Origin of the sequence: Weissella fangxianensis (genome assembly GCF_024718545.1) — a bacterium.
Classification (GTDB): Bacteria; Bacillota; Bacilli; order Lactobacillales; family Lactobacillaceae; genus Weissella; species Weissella fangxianensis.
Map to the genome: position 1 here is coordinate 12,533 of NZ_JAMXDB010000003.1, position 17,409 is coordinate 29,941.

Annotated in this window: 16 protein-coding genes; all 16 read left to right on the forward strand. The window is 39.3% G+C overall.

Going from position 1 to position 17,409, the window contains the following annotated elements; genetic code table 11:
• Positions 1-3: 3 nt before the first annotated feature.
• The 16 genes from NGR58_RS01485 to ileS all read left to right on the forward strand — a co-directional run bounded on the left by NGR58_RS01485 (position 4) and on the right by ileS (position 17,361).
• Entirely contained in the window at positions 4-384 is a 381-nt protein-coding gene (locus tag NGR58_RS01485) for a hypothetical protein (protein ID WP_258087954.1), read from the forward strand.
• Positions 385-785: 401 nt separating this feature from the next.
• On the forward strand, positions 786-1,220 hold the full coding sequence (mraZ, locus tag NGR58_RS01490; RefSeq protein WP_258087955.1) for a division/cell wall cluster transcriptional repressor MraZ: 435 nt from the start codon (positions 786-788) through the stop codon (positions 1,218-1,220).
• Between the two features lie 36 nt (positions 1,221-1,256).
• On the forward strand, positions 1,257-2,201 hold the full coding sequence (rsmH, locus tag NGR58_RS01495; RefSeq protein WP_258087956.1) for a 16S rRNA (cytosine(1402)-N(4))-methyltransferase RsmH: 945 nt from the start codon (positions 1,257-1,259) through the stop codon (positions 2,199-2,201).
• Between the two features lie 21 nt (positions 2,202-2,222).
• Positions 2,223-2,600, forward strand: a complete 378-nt coding sequence (gene ftsL, locus NGR58_RS01500; RefSeq protein WP_258087957.1) for a cell division protein FtsL — start codon at positions 2,223-2,225, stop codon at positions 2,598-2,600.
• 1 nt (position 2,601) lies between these two features.
• Complete coding sequence (locus tag NGR58_RS01505) at positions 2,602-4,791, forward strand: penicillin-binding protein (RefSeq protein ID WP_258087958.1); 2,190 nt, start codon at positions 2,602-2,604, stop codon at positions 4,789-4,791.
• 29 nt (positions 4,792-4,820) lie between these two features.
• Positions 4,821-5,816: a phospho-N-acetylmuramoyl-pentapeptide-transferase gene (mraY, locus tag NGR58_RS01510; RefSeq protein ID WP_258087959.1), complete on the forward strand. Its 996-nt coding sequence runs from the start codon at positions 4,821-4,823 to the stop codon at positions 5,814-5,816.
• Positions 5,817-5,876: 60 nt separating this feature from the next.
• Positions 5,877-7,211 (forward strand): UDP-N-acetylmuramoyl-L-alanine--D-glutamate ligase, encoded by a 1,335-nt coding sequence (gene murD / locus NGR58_RS01515; RefSeq protein ID WP_258087960.1) that lies wholly within the window; start codon positions 5,877-5,879, stop codon positions 7,209-7,211.
• A gap of 27 nt (positions 7,212-7,238) precedes the next feature.
• Entirely contained in the window at positions 7,239-8,336 is a 1,098-nt protein-coding gene (gene murG / locus NGR58_RS01520) for an undecaprenyldiphospho-muramoylpentapeptide beta-N-acetylglucosaminyltransferase (protein WP_258087961.1), read from the forward strand.
• Between the two features lie 33 nt (positions 8,337-8,369).
• Positions 8,370-9,350, forward strand: a complete 981-nt coding sequence (locus tag NGR58_RS01525; RefSeq protein ID WP_258087962.1) for a cell division protein FtsQ/DivIB — start codon at positions 8,370-8,372, stop codon at positions 9,348-9,350.
• 107 nt (positions 9,351-9,457) lie between these two features.
• Entirely contained in the window at positions 9,458-10,819 is a 1,362-nt protein-coding gene (gene ftsA, locus NGR58_RS01530) for a cell division protein FtsA (protein ID WP_258087963.1), read from the forward strand.
• Between the two features lie 29 nt (positions 10,820-10,848).
• The gene (ftsZ, locus tag NGR58_RS01535; RefSeq protein WP_258087964.1) at positions 10,849-12,093 is read left to right on the forward strand and encodes a cell division protein FtsZ; all 1,245 of its coding nucleotides are present in this window, start codon (positions 10,849-10,851) and stop codon (positions 12,091-12,093) included.
• A gap of 11 nt (positions 12,094-12,104) precedes the next feature.
• Complete coding sequence (locus NGR58_RS01540; protein ID WP_258087965.1) at positions 12,105-12,557, forward strand: cell division protein SepF; 453 nt, start codon at positions 12,105-12,107, stop codon at positions 12,555-12,557.
• Positions 12,558-12,568: 11 nt separating this feature from the next.
• Positions 12,569-12,832, forward strand: coding sequence for a YggT family protein (locus tag NGR58_RS01545; protein WP_075270017.1), 264 nt, complete (start codon positions 12,569-12,571; stop codon positions 12,830-12,832).
• Between the two features lie 8 nt (positions 12,833-12,840).
• Entirely contained in the window at positions 12,841-13,626 is a 786-nt protein-coding gene (locus tag NGR58_RS01550; RefSeq protein ID WP_258087966.1) for a YlmH family RNA-binding protein, read from the forward strand.
• A 14-nt stretch (positions 13,627-13,640) separates the two neighbouring features.
• The gene (locus tag NGR58_RS01555; RefSeq protein ID WP_258087967.1) at positions 13,641-14,288 is read left to right on the forward strand and encodes a DivIVA domain-containing protein; all 648 of its coding nucleotides are present in this window, start codon (positions 13,641-13,643) and stop codon (positions 14,286-14,288) included.
• Between the two features lie 280 nt (positions 14,289-14,568).
• A complete protein-coding gene (gene ileS / locus NGR58_RS01560) occupies positions 14,569-17,361 on the forward strand; it encodes an isoleucine--tRNA ligase (protein ID WP_258087968.1) in 2,793 nt (930 codons plus the stop codon).
• Positions 17,362-17,409: the final 48 nt, after the last annotated feature.

The window sequence follows — 17,409 nt, forward strand, 5'->3', positions numbered from 1 at the left end:
TATATGAAAAGGTTTAATAAAACTTTTGATTGGCGTTTTTGGATTTTAATGCCGATTTTTGGCATTCTTTTTCCATATGTCATTAACTTGACGAAACTAACCGCTAATTTCAAAATTATCGTATTACTTTTTATTATCAATATGATATTTAGTGTTATTGCTGGTCGTTTTCTGCGTCATACAGGTGCCTTTTGGGTGTTGTTACTGGTTTGGCCAATCGTATTCTTAATTTCGGTTTGGCTACACATAAATTCGATGTTTTATGGCTATTATCTTGCTTTGTTGTATTTGATTTTAGAAGTTTTTGCATTTACTAGTGGCCAAGAAGAAGAACTCGATATTGATAAGCAAATTCCAGTTGATGGTGGCTTTAGTGAAGTGTAAGGGCATTATTTATAATAATTAGTTGTTGGTGTTTTGACATATAAATAGCCGGAAGTTACAAGCTTATAATTAATCTGCCTTAAGTAAAAGGAGTTTGGGAAAGTATCCCAAACTCCTTTTTCATTTTCAATGCCCACTTTTCCCCACCGTTTTTGATGAATCAATTGGTGTTCAGTTTGTTGTTAAAATTACGCATAATTGTAAACTTTATGTTAAAAAAGTCACTATATACCGATACGTCGGTCTTCTTAACAATAAATGTTTAAAAAAACAAGGTGGTAATGGGTGGGGAAAGGTGGTTGAAAGTGGGATATTGTGGTAAATTAAATGTATTGAATTGTCGAATAGATTGGTGAGTTGTTATTGTGACATGTCGAAATTTAGAGAGGGGGAATTAGCTGATGTTCATGGGAACGTATCAACATACATTAGATACAAAAAATCGGCTAATTATTCCGGCTAAGTTTCGAAACCAGTTAGGTGAATCTTTTGTAATCACCCGATGGATGGATCATTCATTACGTGCCTATACCCTTGAAGGGTGGCAAGACTTTTCAAAAAAGATTAATGCGTTGCCTGAAACTAACTCAAAAGCACGTCAATTTAAGCGCTTTGTTTTTGGTGGTGCGATTGAAGTTGAATTTGATAAACAAGGACGTATTAACCTGTCACAAACATTACGTGATTATGCAAAAATTGAAAAAAATGTAACTGTTTTCGGTCTTGGGGACACAACCTTCGAATTATGGAGCACTGAGAAGTGGCAGGCTTATGAAAATGAAACTGCAGAAAACTTCGACGATATTGCGGATGGTTTAGAAGAACTAGGATTTTAATGGCTTCATATTAGATTGAAAGGAACTTAAATACCGATGACGGAGTTTAAACACGTAACAGTATTATTAGAAGAAGCAATTAATGGCTTAAATGTTAAACCAGATGGTGTCTATGTTGATGCAACATTAGGCGGTGGTGGCCATTCTAAATTATTAGCTAGTCGATTGGATCATGGTAAATTATGGTCTTTTGATCAAGACGTTACGGCGATTAAATATAATGAAACCCATCTGGCGGATGAATTAGAAGCTGGCAAAGTTGCATTCATTCAGACTAACTTTCGTCATTTACATGATGCGCTAGTTGAGCAGAATGTCTCAGCAATTGACGGTATTGTTTATGATTTGGGTGTCTCTTCACCACAGTTTGATGATGGTCAACGTGGTTTCTCATACAAGTATGATGCGCCGCTAGATATGCGTATGAATCAGTCACAAGCATTAAATGCAAGAACAGTTGTCAATGAGTGGTCATTTCATGAGTTGATGCGGATCTTTTCACGTTATGGTGAGGAGAAGTTTGCAAAACAAATTGCAAGAAAAATTGAACGTGAACGAGAAATAAAGCCAATTGAAACGACATTTGATTTAGTTAATATCATTAAGGAAGCTATTCCAGCAGCAGCGAGAAGAAAAGGTGGACATCCAGCGAAGCCTACTTTTCAAGCGATTAGAATTGCTGTGAATGATGAATTAGGAGCAGTAGAAGAGTCTTTGGCACAGGCCTTGGAGATGTTGAATGTCCATGGTCGGATTGCGGTAATCACCTTCCACTCACTTGAAGATCGACTTGTTAAGACGATGTTTAAAGAAAAGGTAACGATACCTGATTTACCTTCAGGTTTACCAGTTATTCCAGAAGAAATGAAACCAGATTTCAAATTGGTTGTTCGAAAACCAATTTTGCCATCAGATGAAGAACTAGCCAATAATAGACGTGCACATTCTGCCAAACTACGAATTATAGAACGTATCAAGTAAAAATGATGGAGGAAGCCCACTATGGATGGATTGCCCAAGTACAACAATAGTAATGTTGTAACAAAACAAATTAGTCGCCCAAAGACAAATGCGAGACACAAAACTGTCAAAAATGTGAAAATGGTTAAACCTAAGTGGGATACAATCGATTTCATGATGGTTGGCGCAGCGGTTCTAACGGTTATCGTTATGGCCTTTTTAGTCATTTTTATGGCCAATAAGAGTGCAACAGCGAATACGCAGTTGTCGACGACATCAGCACAGTTGGAACAAGTTCGCGATAAGAATAATGACTTGAAGCAGGAAGTTAGTGATTTATCTAATCCGGATCGGTTGAATAAGATTGCTGAAAAGAATGGACTAACACTCAATAATCAAAATATAAGGAACGTAAAGTAGCATGGTAAAAAAACGACGGATGCCAAAACGTGATCAACCGGATAAAAACAGTCGTAATACGGGCAAAATTCTGCTTATATTAATGATGCTGGTGCTGGTTGTGTTGGGGGTCCGTTTTTCTTATGTCGCCATCACGAAAGATGTAAGGGGGCATAAGTTAGACAAGGCAGCCCAGCTAATCTACCGTAGTCAAAATGAAATTCAAGCTAAACGAGGCGAAATATTTGATGCAGTAGGTAATCCACTAGCAGAATCCTCAACAACTTATACGTTGGCGGCTGTACTAGATAGCAGTCAAAAGTCTTCTAAAGGTAAGCCAATGTATGTTAAGAAGAGCCAGGATAAGGCTGTTAGTGAGAAAATTGCAAAAGTCATTGGTGGTAAAGCCAAGACATACGAAAAGTTAATTAAAAGCGGTCGTAAGAACAACTTAAAACAAGTCCAGTTTGGACAAGATGGCTCAAATTTAAATGTTAAAAAGTATAAGCAGCTTAAAGCACTTAATGTGCCAGGATTAACTTTTACACCAAGCGAGTCACGTTTATATCCTAATGGGACTTTTGCATCAGATTTAATTGGCTTAACAAAAAATGATAACAGTAGTGATGGTAAAGTCATTTCAGGAATAACTGGTATCGAGAAATCTTGGAATAAACAATTGACCGGGCACAATGGTGTTAAAACAACCTCATCAGATACCAATGATCGCGCAGTTTCAAAGAAAAACCTGGCTGTCAAAAATGGTTATGATATATACACGACCATTAATACAAAATTGCAAACAACTCTAGAAAAGAGTATGCAGACGCTTGCCGATGATATGAAACCTAAGGCTGCACTTGCAGTAGTTATGGATACGAAAACTGGTAAAATTGTTGCAACGACTCAGCGTCCATCTTACAATGCCACAACAGGTGAAGGTATTGGGGATCTTTGGACGAACCAGCTATATGGAACTGCGTTTGAACCAGGTTCGGTTTTGAAAGGTATCACACTAGCTGCAGCTATCGATTCTGACAATTGGGACGAAGATGATACTTATGAATCAGGTACTTTAAAGATTGGTGACAAGAAAGTTACTGATTGGAATGACGGTGAAGGATGGGGACGTATCACGTATGGACGAGGAATTGCAGCTTCTTCCAACGTAGCGATGGCCCTGACTGAGCAAAAAATGGGTGCCCAAACTTGGCGCAAATATCTGAATAAATTTAAGTTTTTGAAATCAACGAACTCAGGATTTAGCGACGAAGCAAAAGGTGGTATGCAATTTAAGTACCCAATTGAGCAAGCCAACACTGCTTTTGGACAGGCCATATCTGTGACACCGTTGCAGATGATGCAAGGTTATTCAGCGATTGCTAACAATGGGAAAGAATTACAGCCACAAATTATTGAGAAGGTAGTGGATCCAAATACTAATCGAGTGGTTTCACAACCTAAGGCGAAGACTGTCTCTAAACCAATTAGTAAGTCTAGTGCCAAAGCAACTCGTAAACAATTGGAAGATGTTATCTATTCTAAGCATGGATTAGGAAAAGATTATGCCATTCCGGATGTACGGACAACTGGTAAGTCTGGAACGGCTCAAGTGGCTACTTCTTCTGGATATTCATCACCAGGAGACAATACTAATGAAATTCATTCATGGATGGGGATGGCACCGTCAAACAATCCACGTTATATGATGTATATTGTGACAAAGCAACCACAAAAAAATACAGATAATATTGCAAAAGATATGTCAGATGTCTTCAAAAAGGTGATGGCACAAGCTTTGGATATGTCTGAAGGTGACAATAAGGTGGTTGTTAGTGCTAATCAAGAAGTGAATGTACCAACGGTTGTTGGTGGTGCAACTAAAGAATCTACAAAAGAGATAAAGTCCAATCGTCTGACACCGGTAGTCATGGGTGACGGTAAAACAATTAAAAGTCAGTCAATAACTAGTGGTGAAAAGTCGATTGTTGGTCAACGTATTTTCTTGAATACAGGTCAGAATATTGCTGTGCCTAATATGGCCGGTTGGGCAAAAAGTGATGTATTAGCTTGGGCAGAGTTGGCAGATATCAAGGTTAATATCAAGGGTAATGGATTTGTAACGACTCAATCAGTCAAGGCAGATTCAAAATTATCTGATGGTTATCATGAAATTACGGTAGAATTTAAAGAGCCTAAGACGTCAAACTAGGAATATAGATGAGTGAGAGGAGTAGTCGAATGTCGACTTTTTTAGTGGGACTATTATTTAGTCTAATTGTTACGGTACTGGTAGTGCCGCGTCTACGAGATTGGTTTAAAAAAATTAAAGTAGCCCAAATGGTTATGCGTACTGGGGAACATGAACCCGATCATGCTGCCAAAGCAGGGACACCAACAATGGGTGGCGCTGGTTTTATTCCAGTCGTTGTTATCGGTTTTATTATTTTAGCGTTAGTTACTAAAAATGCTGCTTCAACGGGTTGGGCAACGTTGATTGCAATTGTGGTATTTGCAATTGTTGGCGCTTTTGATGACAGTATTAAAGTCTTCAACCATCGTGACGAAGGCTTACGATTTTTACCCAAGTTATTTGCTGAAATTGCAGCCGCTATTCTGGGTGTAATCGTACTAGCCTTAGGTAAATTTGATTTCTTTTTAAACTTACCATTTGGGTTAGGTGAATGGCATAGTGTAATTGCTTACACTTTGTTTACGATTTTCTGGTTAGTTGGCTGGTCAAATGCAACTAATTTAACAGATGGGTTGGATGGTTTGGCATCAGGGACAGCTATCATTGCTTACGTTGCATATCTAGTGATTGCTATCGTGCAAGGCGATATGACGATGGTCTTGTTGGACGCACTAATAATTGGTGCTTTACTTGGCTTTTTGTTCTTTAATCATTACCCAGCAACTATTTTTATGGGTGATACCGGATCCCTTGCCCTGGGAGCCGGACTAGCAATGAACTCATTGGTATTACACCATGAATGGTCATTATTGATCATTGGTTTCGTCTTTATGATTGAAACGCTAAGTGTCATTATTCAGGTCACTAGTTTTCATTTCTTCAATAAACGTATTTTCTTAATGACCCCTATTCATCATAGTTTTGAAAAGGGCGGTCTAACTGGTAATACGGAGAAACCGTGGAATGAATGGCAAGTAAATCTATTCTTCTGGGGGACTGGGCTAGTTATGGCAGTACTTTATCTTGTATTCTGGTTTTCATAAATAAAATAATCATGGGGTGTGATTCCCCATATACATATCTTAAAAAAGGGGCTCTTAATAATGAATAAACACGTATTAATAATTGGATTTGCACGTTCAGGTGCAGCAGCGGCCAATTTATTGCAAAGTGAAGGCGCCCGCGTGACTGTTTCGGATCCTAAGCTAGACATTATGGATGAGAAAGTAAAGGCATTGAAGGCAAATGATGTGCAATTTACCACTGATCAATCAGTTGAACTATTAAATAATGTTGATATAATCGTCAAAAATCCAGGTATTCCGTACACGATTCCGATATTGGTAGCTGCCCAAGAACAACAAATTCCAATTGTTGTTGAAGTGGCCCTTGCCCAACAGTATATTCAAAAAAACTGGGTTGCTGTCACGGGATCAAATGGTAAGACAACAACAACAGAGATGATTTCATCCGTGTTGCGAACGCAGCCAGGAAAAGGTCACGTGCTAGTTGCGGGTAATATCGGTACTCCAGTTAGTGAGGTTGCTCCTCAAATGACAGCGGATGATGTGTTAGTCACTGAGCTATCTTCTTTCCAGCTAACAGGGATGCCCGCTCCTAAGCCACATATTGCTGTGTTAACTAATATTTTTGGTTCACATTTGGATTTTCATGGGACACGGGCAAATTATGTTGCTGCTAAAATGAACATTACAAAGTATCAAACAGCAAATGATTTTTTTGTTGTTAATTATGATAAAGAAGAGTGGCGTCAATTAGCGGAGCAGACCAAAGCAACTATTGTACCTTTCTCACGGGAAGGATTTAGTGAAGCAGGTGCTTATTTGAAAGCAGGCAACTTATACTATCAACAAGAAGTTATTATGGCTGCTAACGAATTGGGAGTGCCTGGTACACATAATATAGAAAATGCGCTGGCCGCTATTGCGGTTGGGAAACTAATGGGAATTGACACAGAGAGCATTGCGAAAGCACTAAAGAGCTTTTCGGGAGTAGAGCATCGATTACAATTTGTTGGTAAGTTCTATGATCGTCAAGTGTATAATGATTCTAAAGCAACTGATATTGAAGCAACGGAAATGGCTTTATCTGGATTTAATGTGCCAGTAGTATTATTAGCTGGTGGATTAGATCGAGGAGATGATCAAATGCGTCTTCTAACTGCGATCAAGCAGCATGTTAAGGGCTTGATTGTATTTGGAGAAACGGCTGATAAATTGGCCGAAGTGGGTAAAACGATTGGGATACCAGTTGTTCACGCTAAGGATGCTCCTAGTGCAGTAGAGCCTGCCTTTGAGTTAAGTGACGCAGGTGAGGTTATTCTATTATCTCCTGCTGCTGCATCTTGGGATCAATTTCCAGATTTTGAAACAAGAGGAAACTTGTTTGTTGATGCCGTAAAAAATTTTAAAAATTAGACAATAAAGGTTAGAGGGGAATTAGACATGCGTATTATTGTATCTGGTGGTGGCACAGGTGGTCACATTTATCCAGCATTAGCAACAGTCCAGCGCTTGAAAGCATTGGAACCTGACACAGAGGTTTTATATATTGGTAGTGAACGCGGTTTAGAGGGTAGTATCGTACCTAAAGCTGGCTTTAACTTCAAATCATTGAAGGTGCAAGGCTTCCATCGCTCACTTTCGCTAGACAATTTTAAGACGATTTATCTATTCTTAAAAGCAACTCGTGAAGCTAAAAAATATTTAGACGCATTTAAACCAGACGTTGTTGTTGGTACTGGTGGTTATGTTTCCGGTCCAGTCTTATACGCCGCGCAACAAATGGGTATACCAACAGTTATCCACGAGCAAAACTCAGTTGTGGGAGTAACAAATAAATTTTTGGCCAGAAAGGTAACTAAAGTCGGTGTGGCTTTTCCAGCAGCATTACCAGCTTTTAAAGATAATTTAGCAACGATTGTTGGTAATCCTAGAGCACAAGAAGTTGTTGATGGCCAGGGTAGCTTTGATTGGGAAGGATTAGGGTTATCACCTAATAAACCGTCAGTGCTTGTTTTTGGTGGCTCGCAAGGGGCCATTAAAATTAACGCTTCAATGATTGATGCCTTATCAAGTTTTGCGAATAAGCCATATCAAGTTATTTTTGTTACCGGATCAAAACGGTTTGATGACGTCAAGCAAGAAATGGCAACGAAAAAGATTGTAACGACAGAAAATGTGGCAGTTGTACCATACATTAGTAATATGCCGCAATTAATGCCAAGAGTTTCGCTAGTTGTTGGACGAGCCGGTGCGACAAGTTTGGCGGAACAAACAGCTTTAGGTAAACCAATGATTCTCATTCCTAGTCCATATGTGACTAATGATCATCAAACGAAAAATGCACGTAGTTTAGCAAACGCTGGGGCTGCTGAGATGATTACAGAGGAATCATTATCTGGTACAACGCTATTTGGTACGATTGATCAATTGATGACCGATGAGAAACGACGTGAACAGATGGCAGGGGCGGCTATGAAGATGGGGGTTCCTGATGCGGCGGACCAATTTATTGCATTGATTAAGAGTGTTATAAAGTAAACTATTTCTGTGAGGAGTTTGTAGGAGGCTACGATGACTGATAAAAAAGAAAATCCGCATAATGAGAGCGACCATGCGAATTCCTCTGATATCCAGGCACATTTAAATGCTTTATTATCAGGGAAGGTTGAGTCATCAAAACCAGAGCGGTCAAAGAATGCTAAGCATTCAGATGAAAAAGAGCCACATTCCGATCCAGAACAAGCGAATGATAACCAAGGTACCGAAGATAATCATGATACGGACACCTCAGCTGAGATAATTAAGCCCGATGATGACGAGGCTAAGACAAAAAAACATAAACGTCCAAAAAAGGAACGATTTTTGTTTTCGCATGAGAAGGCAGCTATTAAAACGCTGATTGTTTTATTGGTTATGGCTGCTGGGTTGATTTACTTAATTTCACCAGCAAATCAAGTGCAAAAATATGAGGTTGTTGGTACACATGAGTTGTCGGATAAAACGGTATTAAACGCTGCGGGCTTAAAAATGGGGCAACCGCTGCTAACGACACTAAATCAAGGCGATTATTTTAGTCGCATGGCAAAAAGTAAAAATCCCCAAATTCGTCATTTGAAATTGACGAGGAAGTCAGATAATACGCTACAAGTCAAAGTTGATGAAATCGTCAAAGTTGGTTATGTTAAGGCTGATAATAAATACTATCCGATATTAGAGAATGGTAGTATGTTGGATCACGGGTTAAGTAATCAAAAAGTTGGTGGCTTGCCAATATATGATGGTTTCACGTCAGACAAGCAATTACGAAAAACATTATCAGAATTTGGTAAACTTTCTGATCCATTAAGACATGCAGTATCAGAAATAGTTTGGTCACCAAATAGTCAAAATAATCAACGATTATTGATTTATATGAATGATGGTAACCAAGTGTTGATTAGAGCAGATGAAATGTCAAAGAAATTGAAGTACTATCCTGGGATGGTTGCACAACTAAATAAAACTGGGATAGCAGATTTGCAAGTAGGAGCATATTTTAAACCATATGATTAATAAAACTAGGCGCAGGTCTGGAAGAATGCCCCTAAAGTATGGTATTATTCTTAAAGAATTGTTTATTTATTTAAACATTTTGTATGGTAGTCAAAGGAGGAATTAAGATGGCCAACCATGGATTAATTGTTGGTCTTGATGTTGGGACTAACACCATTAAAGTGCTAGCAGCAGATGTTAGAGATCAACAAGCTAATATTGTAGCGGTTGGTCGATCTGTTGCGCACGGTGTAAAGAAGGGCGTTGTTGTTGATATTGATGCAACAGCGACTGATATTCGTCAAGCAGTAGCACAAATAAACGAGCAGACTGAGCAACCGATAACAGAAGTTGTTGCAAGTTTACCTGCCAGCAACATTCAAATTCAACACGTGAAGGGAACTGTAACAGTTAAAGACAGTCAACATATTTCATATGAAGATGTGGCTAATACTGTACAGGAAGCAGTTAAGATACAATTGCCTTCAGACCGTGAAGTAGTTGAATTAATTCCGACAGAATTTGTAGTCGATGATTTTGATGGCATTCAAGATCCAAATGATATGGTGGGGATGCGATTAGCAATACACGGTATTGCTTATACAGCACCAAGAAATGTCATGGGTAATTTGCGCATGGCCATTAGTAAGTCTGGTCTACAACTTCGTGATTTTGTTTTGGCACCATTAGCATATAGTAAAACATTGCTGGATGATGGCCAACAAGAGTTTGGTACAATTTTGTTAGACGTGGGAGCTGGGCAAACCTCAGCCACCGTTGTTCATGAACACCAACTTAAGTTTTTGTCATCATTCCCGGCAGGAAGCGACAATATTTCTCGAGATATTAGTACAGTTCTTGAATTAGGACTACATGATGCTGATATGTTAAAGCTCGATTCTGGTTTTGCATTATCAAAGTTAGCGCAAGACGACAATCAACTTGTTATCAAGAAAGTTAGTGCTGAAGAGCCTGAACAAATTTCGGAAACATTACTGGCACAGATTATTGAAGCCAGAGTCATGCAAATCTTAGGAAAGCTTGGCGAAAAACTAGACTTGGTTGGTGCATTTCAAATGCCTGGTGGTGTTATTGTGACTGGTGGTGGTGCCGCTTTACGTGGTATGACTGAAGCCATTCATGATGCTTACAATGTGCAGACAAAATTGTTTACGCCAGATGATATTGGCTTACGCCATCCTGGCTACGCTGGTGCATGGGCATTAGTACACTATGCAGCACAGCAAACACCAATTCAACTGATTGTAAAGCAAGCTTTGTATGGGCTACCACTTGTTGTTCTCGGACAGCCTAGTATGGGAGTACAATTACCACGTGAGAAGCGCGGCGAAAAGAAAAAGCAAAAAGTCGAACAACAACGTGCCCCTCAAATTGAACCTGAAAAGGCCGAGTCGACTGAAGTAACTGATGAAGAACAACCTAAGAAGAAAAATAGGATTAAGAATTTCTTTGCGGAGTTCTTTGACTAATTCATAAATTAACAAAAAAGGAGCTCAATATGGATTTGCAAATGGACATGAACCAAGAATACGGTGCGACAATAAAGGTCATCGGAGTTGGTGGCGGTGGTGGAAACGCTGTCAACCAAATGGTAACTGATGGTGTAGAAGGTGTAGAGTTTATCGTTGCTAACACCGACGCACAAGCTCTTGACCGTTCTTCAGCAGAGAATAAAATTCAAATTGGATCAAAAGCTACGCGCGGTCTTGGGGCTGGTGCTCGTCCTGAAGTTGGTGAAGCAGCAGCTAAAGAGAGCGAACAAGAACTAACTGAAGCATTGCAAGGTGCTGATATGGTCTTTGTGACTGCCGGAATGGGTGGTGGTACTGGAACTGGTGCTGCGCCTGTTATCGCAAAAATTGCTAAAGATTCTGGTGCGTTGACGATTGGTGTTGTGACTCGTCCATTCTCTTTTGAAGGACCAAGACGTGGTAAGTCTGCAGCCGAAGGATTAGCAAAGTTAAAGGATAATGTCGATACATTAATCGTCATTGCTAATAACAATTTGTTACAAATCGTTGATAAGAAAGCACCTATTATGGAAGCATTCAAGATGGTTGACGATGTGTTACTACAAGGTGTATCAGGAATTTCAGATTTGATTACAAAGCCTGGAATTATTAACCTTGATTTTGCGGATGTTAAGACAGCGATGGCTAGTCAAGGCACTGCTTTGATGGGAATTGGTTCTGCATCTGGAGAAAACCGTGCAGCCGAAGCAACACGTAAGGCAATTGCATCACCATTGTTGGAAGCAAAAATCGAAGGTGCAACAAATGTGTTACTTTCTGTTAAAGGTGGCGCTGATATGTCATTGTTTGAAGCACAAGAAGCTTCTGAAACAATTGCACAAGCATCAGGAACTGATGTTGACATTATCTTTGGTACAACGATTGATATGGAAATGGAAGGCGACTTGGTCGTCACGGTTATTGCAACTGGCATTGATCGTCCAGAAACACCGCGCCCTGAAATCAACTTAGGGGCTAACAAGCAAGCTAGTCCTTTCCAGGCGGTTTCAGAACAACCAGCTCAACCACAGCCACAACAACCGGTTGTTAATAATGATCCCTTTGCAGATTGGGGTACACCTTCTGAGCAACCTAAAGCGCCACAACAAAGTGCGCCAGCCCAATCAGCTGCACCATCTCAACAACAATCAGCACCATCTCAACCAAGTTCATCTGAAGAAGAAATTGAGCGCCCAGCTTATTTCAATTGGATGAAACGTGGTGATAAGTAAGGAGACTGGTCATGGCATTTAAGTTTAAAGATTATATTTTTGGTGTTGATGATAACTATTATTATGAAGACGATGATTCAGAAAGTAGTCAGGAAGACCAAAAATCAACAAACTTCACGGAATCAAATAACAATGCCACTCGTCCAACAAATGAGCGACGTGCAAATGTTATCAAAATGGATGGATCAAGAGATGATCCAGCTAAGATAGCTTTGTATGAGCCACGTACATATGCAGATGCTCAAACGATTGCTACCCAGTTACTTGGCGGTGAAGCAGTTATCGTTAATTTAGGATCAATCGATGAAAACACTGGTAAGCGTATTTTAGATTACCTTGGTGGAACAGCATTTGCAGTTGATGGTACGATTGAGCGAGTTGGTGAACGCATATTTTTAGCAACCCCGCATAACTTCGAGATTTCAGGAACGATTTCCCAGAATCTCGGACAACAATTTAATTAATAGGTGGTAATATGTTAACAATCCTTGGATTATTAAATTTGCTACTCCGAGCATTAGAATTTATCATCGTTATTTGGGTGTTGATGTCTTGGTTACCTGGGGCGCAACATTCATCATTTGGTCAATTACTTGGTCGAATATCAGGTTTGATTTTGAACCCATTGCGACGATTCATACCAACCATTGGTATTATCGATTTAACGCCTTTAGTTGGGTTGATTCTATTGCAAGCAGCTGAAATGGGATTGCAAGCAATTGCTCGAACAATGATATAGAGAAGATTATGGTTGATAATGTAGCACAACATTTCCGCCCTAATGAAGCCACGTTTCTTAATTCAGCGGAAGGCTTGGTTCGTCAGGTATTGGATGAATATAGTCCAGTCTTGACGAATTTTTTGAACCCAAGAGAAATTTATATTCTAACAACTTTGGTCAATCAGCAGGATGATTTAAAAGTATTTCAATATGGCGGATATCCGAATGCCGAGAATCAACGATTATTGATTGCACCAAACTATTATGTGCCAGTATTAGACGACTTTGATTTAAAGGTTATTCAAATTAAGTATCCTGAAAAATTTACAACGTTACATCATAGTACAATTTTAGGTACTTTCATGCACAATGGTATTGCACGGCAAAGTATTGGTGATATTATTAAGGGTGAGAATGAAACGTGGTATTTTGTCGCCACTAAGGCGATAGGGACATTCATTTTACAACAGTTAGACCACATTGGTAAGGCAAAAGTCCGTTTTAAAGAAGTGACGGGTAAACAAATTACTGTGGTTGATAATGAATGGACAATCATTAATACAACGGTGAGTTCTTTACGACTAGATAGTATCGTCGCAAATGGGTATAATATTTCTAGGAACCATGCAAAGCAGATGATTGAACATGACTTAGTACGAGTTAATTGGACTGATATTAATAAGCCTGATTATGTCCTAGCTGTTAACGATTTGGTTTCGGTACGACAGTATGGTCGTTTGAAAATTGACGAACTTAATGGTTTAACTAAAAAAGATAAATGGCGAATAACAATGGCTGTTATTAAAAAATAGATTGGAGAAATCTCATGGCATTGACCCCACAAGAAATACATGCAAAAGAATTCACAACAAGTCGCAGCAAATGGTATGACAAGGCAGAGGTTTCTGACTTTTTGGATCAAATTGTGACAGATTATGATGCTTTGATGCAAGAAAATCAAACATTGAAGACGCAATTGGCTGAAGCTGACGCAAATGCTAAGCAGGTTGAGGAGATGAAACAATCAGTAAATTCATCTATCTTAATTGCCCAAGAGGCTGCTGACCGTTTGAAGAAACAAACTGAGGCTGAGGCCGAAGCAACTTTGCAACAAGCACAAACTGAAGCACAAAAGATTGTGATGGAGGCAAATGCAAAGGCGAATGCGCTATTGACTGATTCACAAAACAAAAATGAAGCATTGGTTGCTGAAAAAGAAGGCTTGGATAAGGAAATGGGTGCTTTCAAGGCAAAAATTGAAGGTATGCTACAAGCGCAAATTGATATGGTGCAAACCGATGAATGGGCCGCATTCCAGCAACCGGCTTCATATCAAGAGCCATCAGCAGTAGCAGGTTCTGAACCCGCTTCTGAGCCTGCTTCAGAAGCTGTTTCGGAAGATGATGCCGATACAGTTGTTATTTTCCCAGAATCAAGTGAAGATTCGGAAAATTTCTTGAATAAGGATAACTAATTAGTTATTATAGATAGCATAAAGTTTCTGACCAAAAAGTATAGTTTATTCTAACCAGCGACTTAGGAGATGGTGTGAGCCTAAGATAGTAACGAATTATACCTATCAGCAGAAAAGCAGTACACATACATGTTGAAGAGACAGTTTATTAGGTTAAATTGTGAATTCGGGTGGTACCACGGTTAAAAACGTCCCGCATTAGTCAAAAATGACTGATGCGGTTTTTTTGTTACCAATTTATTGTTGGTAATCAACAATGGGTTGAGGAAAGGAAAAACTTATGAAAATCAAGAAAACATTAAATCTTGGTAAAACCAAGTTTCCAATGCGTGGTAATTTACCACAAACAGAGCTACAACGCGAAAATATTTGGTTTGAAAATAAAGTCTATGAACGTCGTCAAAAATTAAATGAAGGTAAGCCGTCATTTATGCTACATGATGGACCACCATATGCAAATGGTAATATTCATATTGGTCATGCCATGAATAAGATTTCAAAGGACATCATCGTACGTTATAAGTCTATGAATGGTTATTATGCACCATATGTTCCAGGTTGGGATACGCATGGATTACCCATTGAGCAACAATTAACAAAAGCTGGTAAAAATCGTAAGAAGGTTGGTCCAGTTATTTGGCGTAAGATGGCTGATGAGTTTGCTCATAAGCAAGTTAAGAAACAAATGGCTGATTTTAAGCGCTTGGGAGTATCTGGTGATTGGGATAACCCATATTTAACTTTGCAACCTTCTTTTGAGGCTGCACAGCTTCGTGTGTTTGGTAGCATGGCAAAGCGCGATTTGATTTTCCGTGGCAAGAAGCCAGTCTTTTGGTCATGGTCATCAGAGTCAGCTTTGGCAATGGCTGAAATTGAATATCATGATGTGACGTCAGAGTCAGCATTTATTTCTGAACAAATCAAAGATGGTAAAGGACTACTTGGCGAAGATACGTATCTAGTTGCTTGGACAACAACGCCATGGACAGTGCCTGCTTCACAGGCGTTGGCCGTTCATCCTGATTTTAAATATGTTCAAGTGCAACCAAAGAATGTAGACAAGAAGTATCTAGTTGCCGAATCATTACTAACAACATTGTCAGAAAAGTTTGGTTGGGAAGAGCCAGATATTTTGGCAACTTTTGAAGGTAAAGATCTTGAATACATGGTGACGAAGCATCCTTATATCGATCGTGATATTTTGGTTGTTTTGGCTGATTATGTAACCGATGATACAGGAACAGGTTTGGTTCATACTGCTCCTGGATTTGGTGAAGATGACTTTATGACTGGTAAGCGTTATGATATCAAACCAATTATGAATGTTGATGATCGTGGGTACTTAACAGCTGAAGCTGGTGAAGATTTTGATGGTGTATTCTACGAGGATGCTAATGAGATATCGTTGCAGAAGTTAAGAGATGTCGATGCTCTCGTTCAGTCTGAACCTATTACACACAGCTATCCATTTGATTGGCGTACGAAGAAGCCTGTTATTTTCCGAGCTGTCCCACAATGGTTCGCATCAATTGATGGTTTCCGTCAAGAAATTTTGGATGCATTAGATGAAGTGACTTTCAAGCCAGCATGGGGTAAGAAACGTCTGTACAACATGATTCGTGATCGTGGCGATTGGGTTATTTCTCGTCAACGTGTCTGGGGTGTACCACTACCAATTTTCTATGCCGAGGACGGTACGGCTATTATTGATGTTGATGTCATTGATCATGTTGCTGATTTAGTGGCTGAACATGGCTCAACAGTTTGGTTTGAGCGTGAAGCTAAAGATTTGTTGCCTGAAGGTTATACAAATGAACACTCACCTAATGGAGAATTTACCAAGGAAACTGATATCATGGATGTTTGGTTTGATTCTGGTAGTTCACATCAAGGAGTTATGGCAACTCGGCCAGAGCTAGAATTCCCAGAAACAATGGTTTTGGAAGGTTCTGATCAATATCGTGGATGGTTTAACTCTTCATTGATTACATCAGTAGCGGTTACTGGTAAGGCACCATATAAGGAAGTTGTTTCACAGGGCTTCACCTTGGACGGTAACGGTGAAAAGATGTCAAAGTCAATTGGTAATATCATTGATCCAAATGAAGTTATCAAAAAGATGGGTGCTGAAATCATTCGTTTATGGGTATCAACAGTGGATACGTCTGCCGACGTACGTGTATCAATGGATATCTTGTCACAAACCTCAGAAACTTACCGTAAGATTCGTAATACGATGCGTTTCTTGTTAGCTAATACAACTGATTTTAATCCTAATGAAGATGCGATTGCATATGATGACCTAACACCAGTTGATCAATACTTCTATGCACGCTTTAACCAGTTGATTGGCGAGCTAAAAGCAGCATATGATGTCTATGATTTCCAAGCAGTGCATAAATTATTAGTTAACTTTATTAACGTTGATTTGTCAGCCTTTTATTTGGATTTTGCTAAAGACATTTTGTATGTTGAAGCACCAGATGGACATTTGCGTCGTTCGCTACAAACCGTTTTGTACAAGATTATCGTTGGCTTGGATAAATTGATGTTGCCAATTTTGCCACATACAGCGGAAGAAATTTTTGAATATTTGCCATATGAGACAGAGGACTTTGCTTACTTAACTGATATGCCAGAGACCGAAGATTTGGGTGATACCAAAGCCTTATTTGAAAAATGGACGTCGTTTATGACATTACGTAATGCCACAAATAAAGCTTTGGAAGAGGCTCGTAACGCTAAGTTGATTGGTAAGCCAGCTGAGGCTGCCTTAACATTGTACTTGACTTCTGAACAGGAACAGGTAGTGACATCGTTGAATCAAGATATCCGAGTATTATTGCTCGTATCTCAGTTACATCTTGCTAATGCGGCAGATGCACCTGCAGATGTTATTGAATACGACGGTTATAAGATTCAAGTAGCGCATGCCGTTGGTGAGGTTTCACCACGAGATAGAATGTACCATACTGATTTGGGAACAGATAAAGATTTCCCAATGTTATCAGCACATGAGGCAGAAATCGTCCGTGAATACTTCCCAGAAGCATTAACAGAAGGTTTAGAATAAGTATCATTAATGCGTTTTAAGCATATGGAGGTTGGGACATTTGTTTTG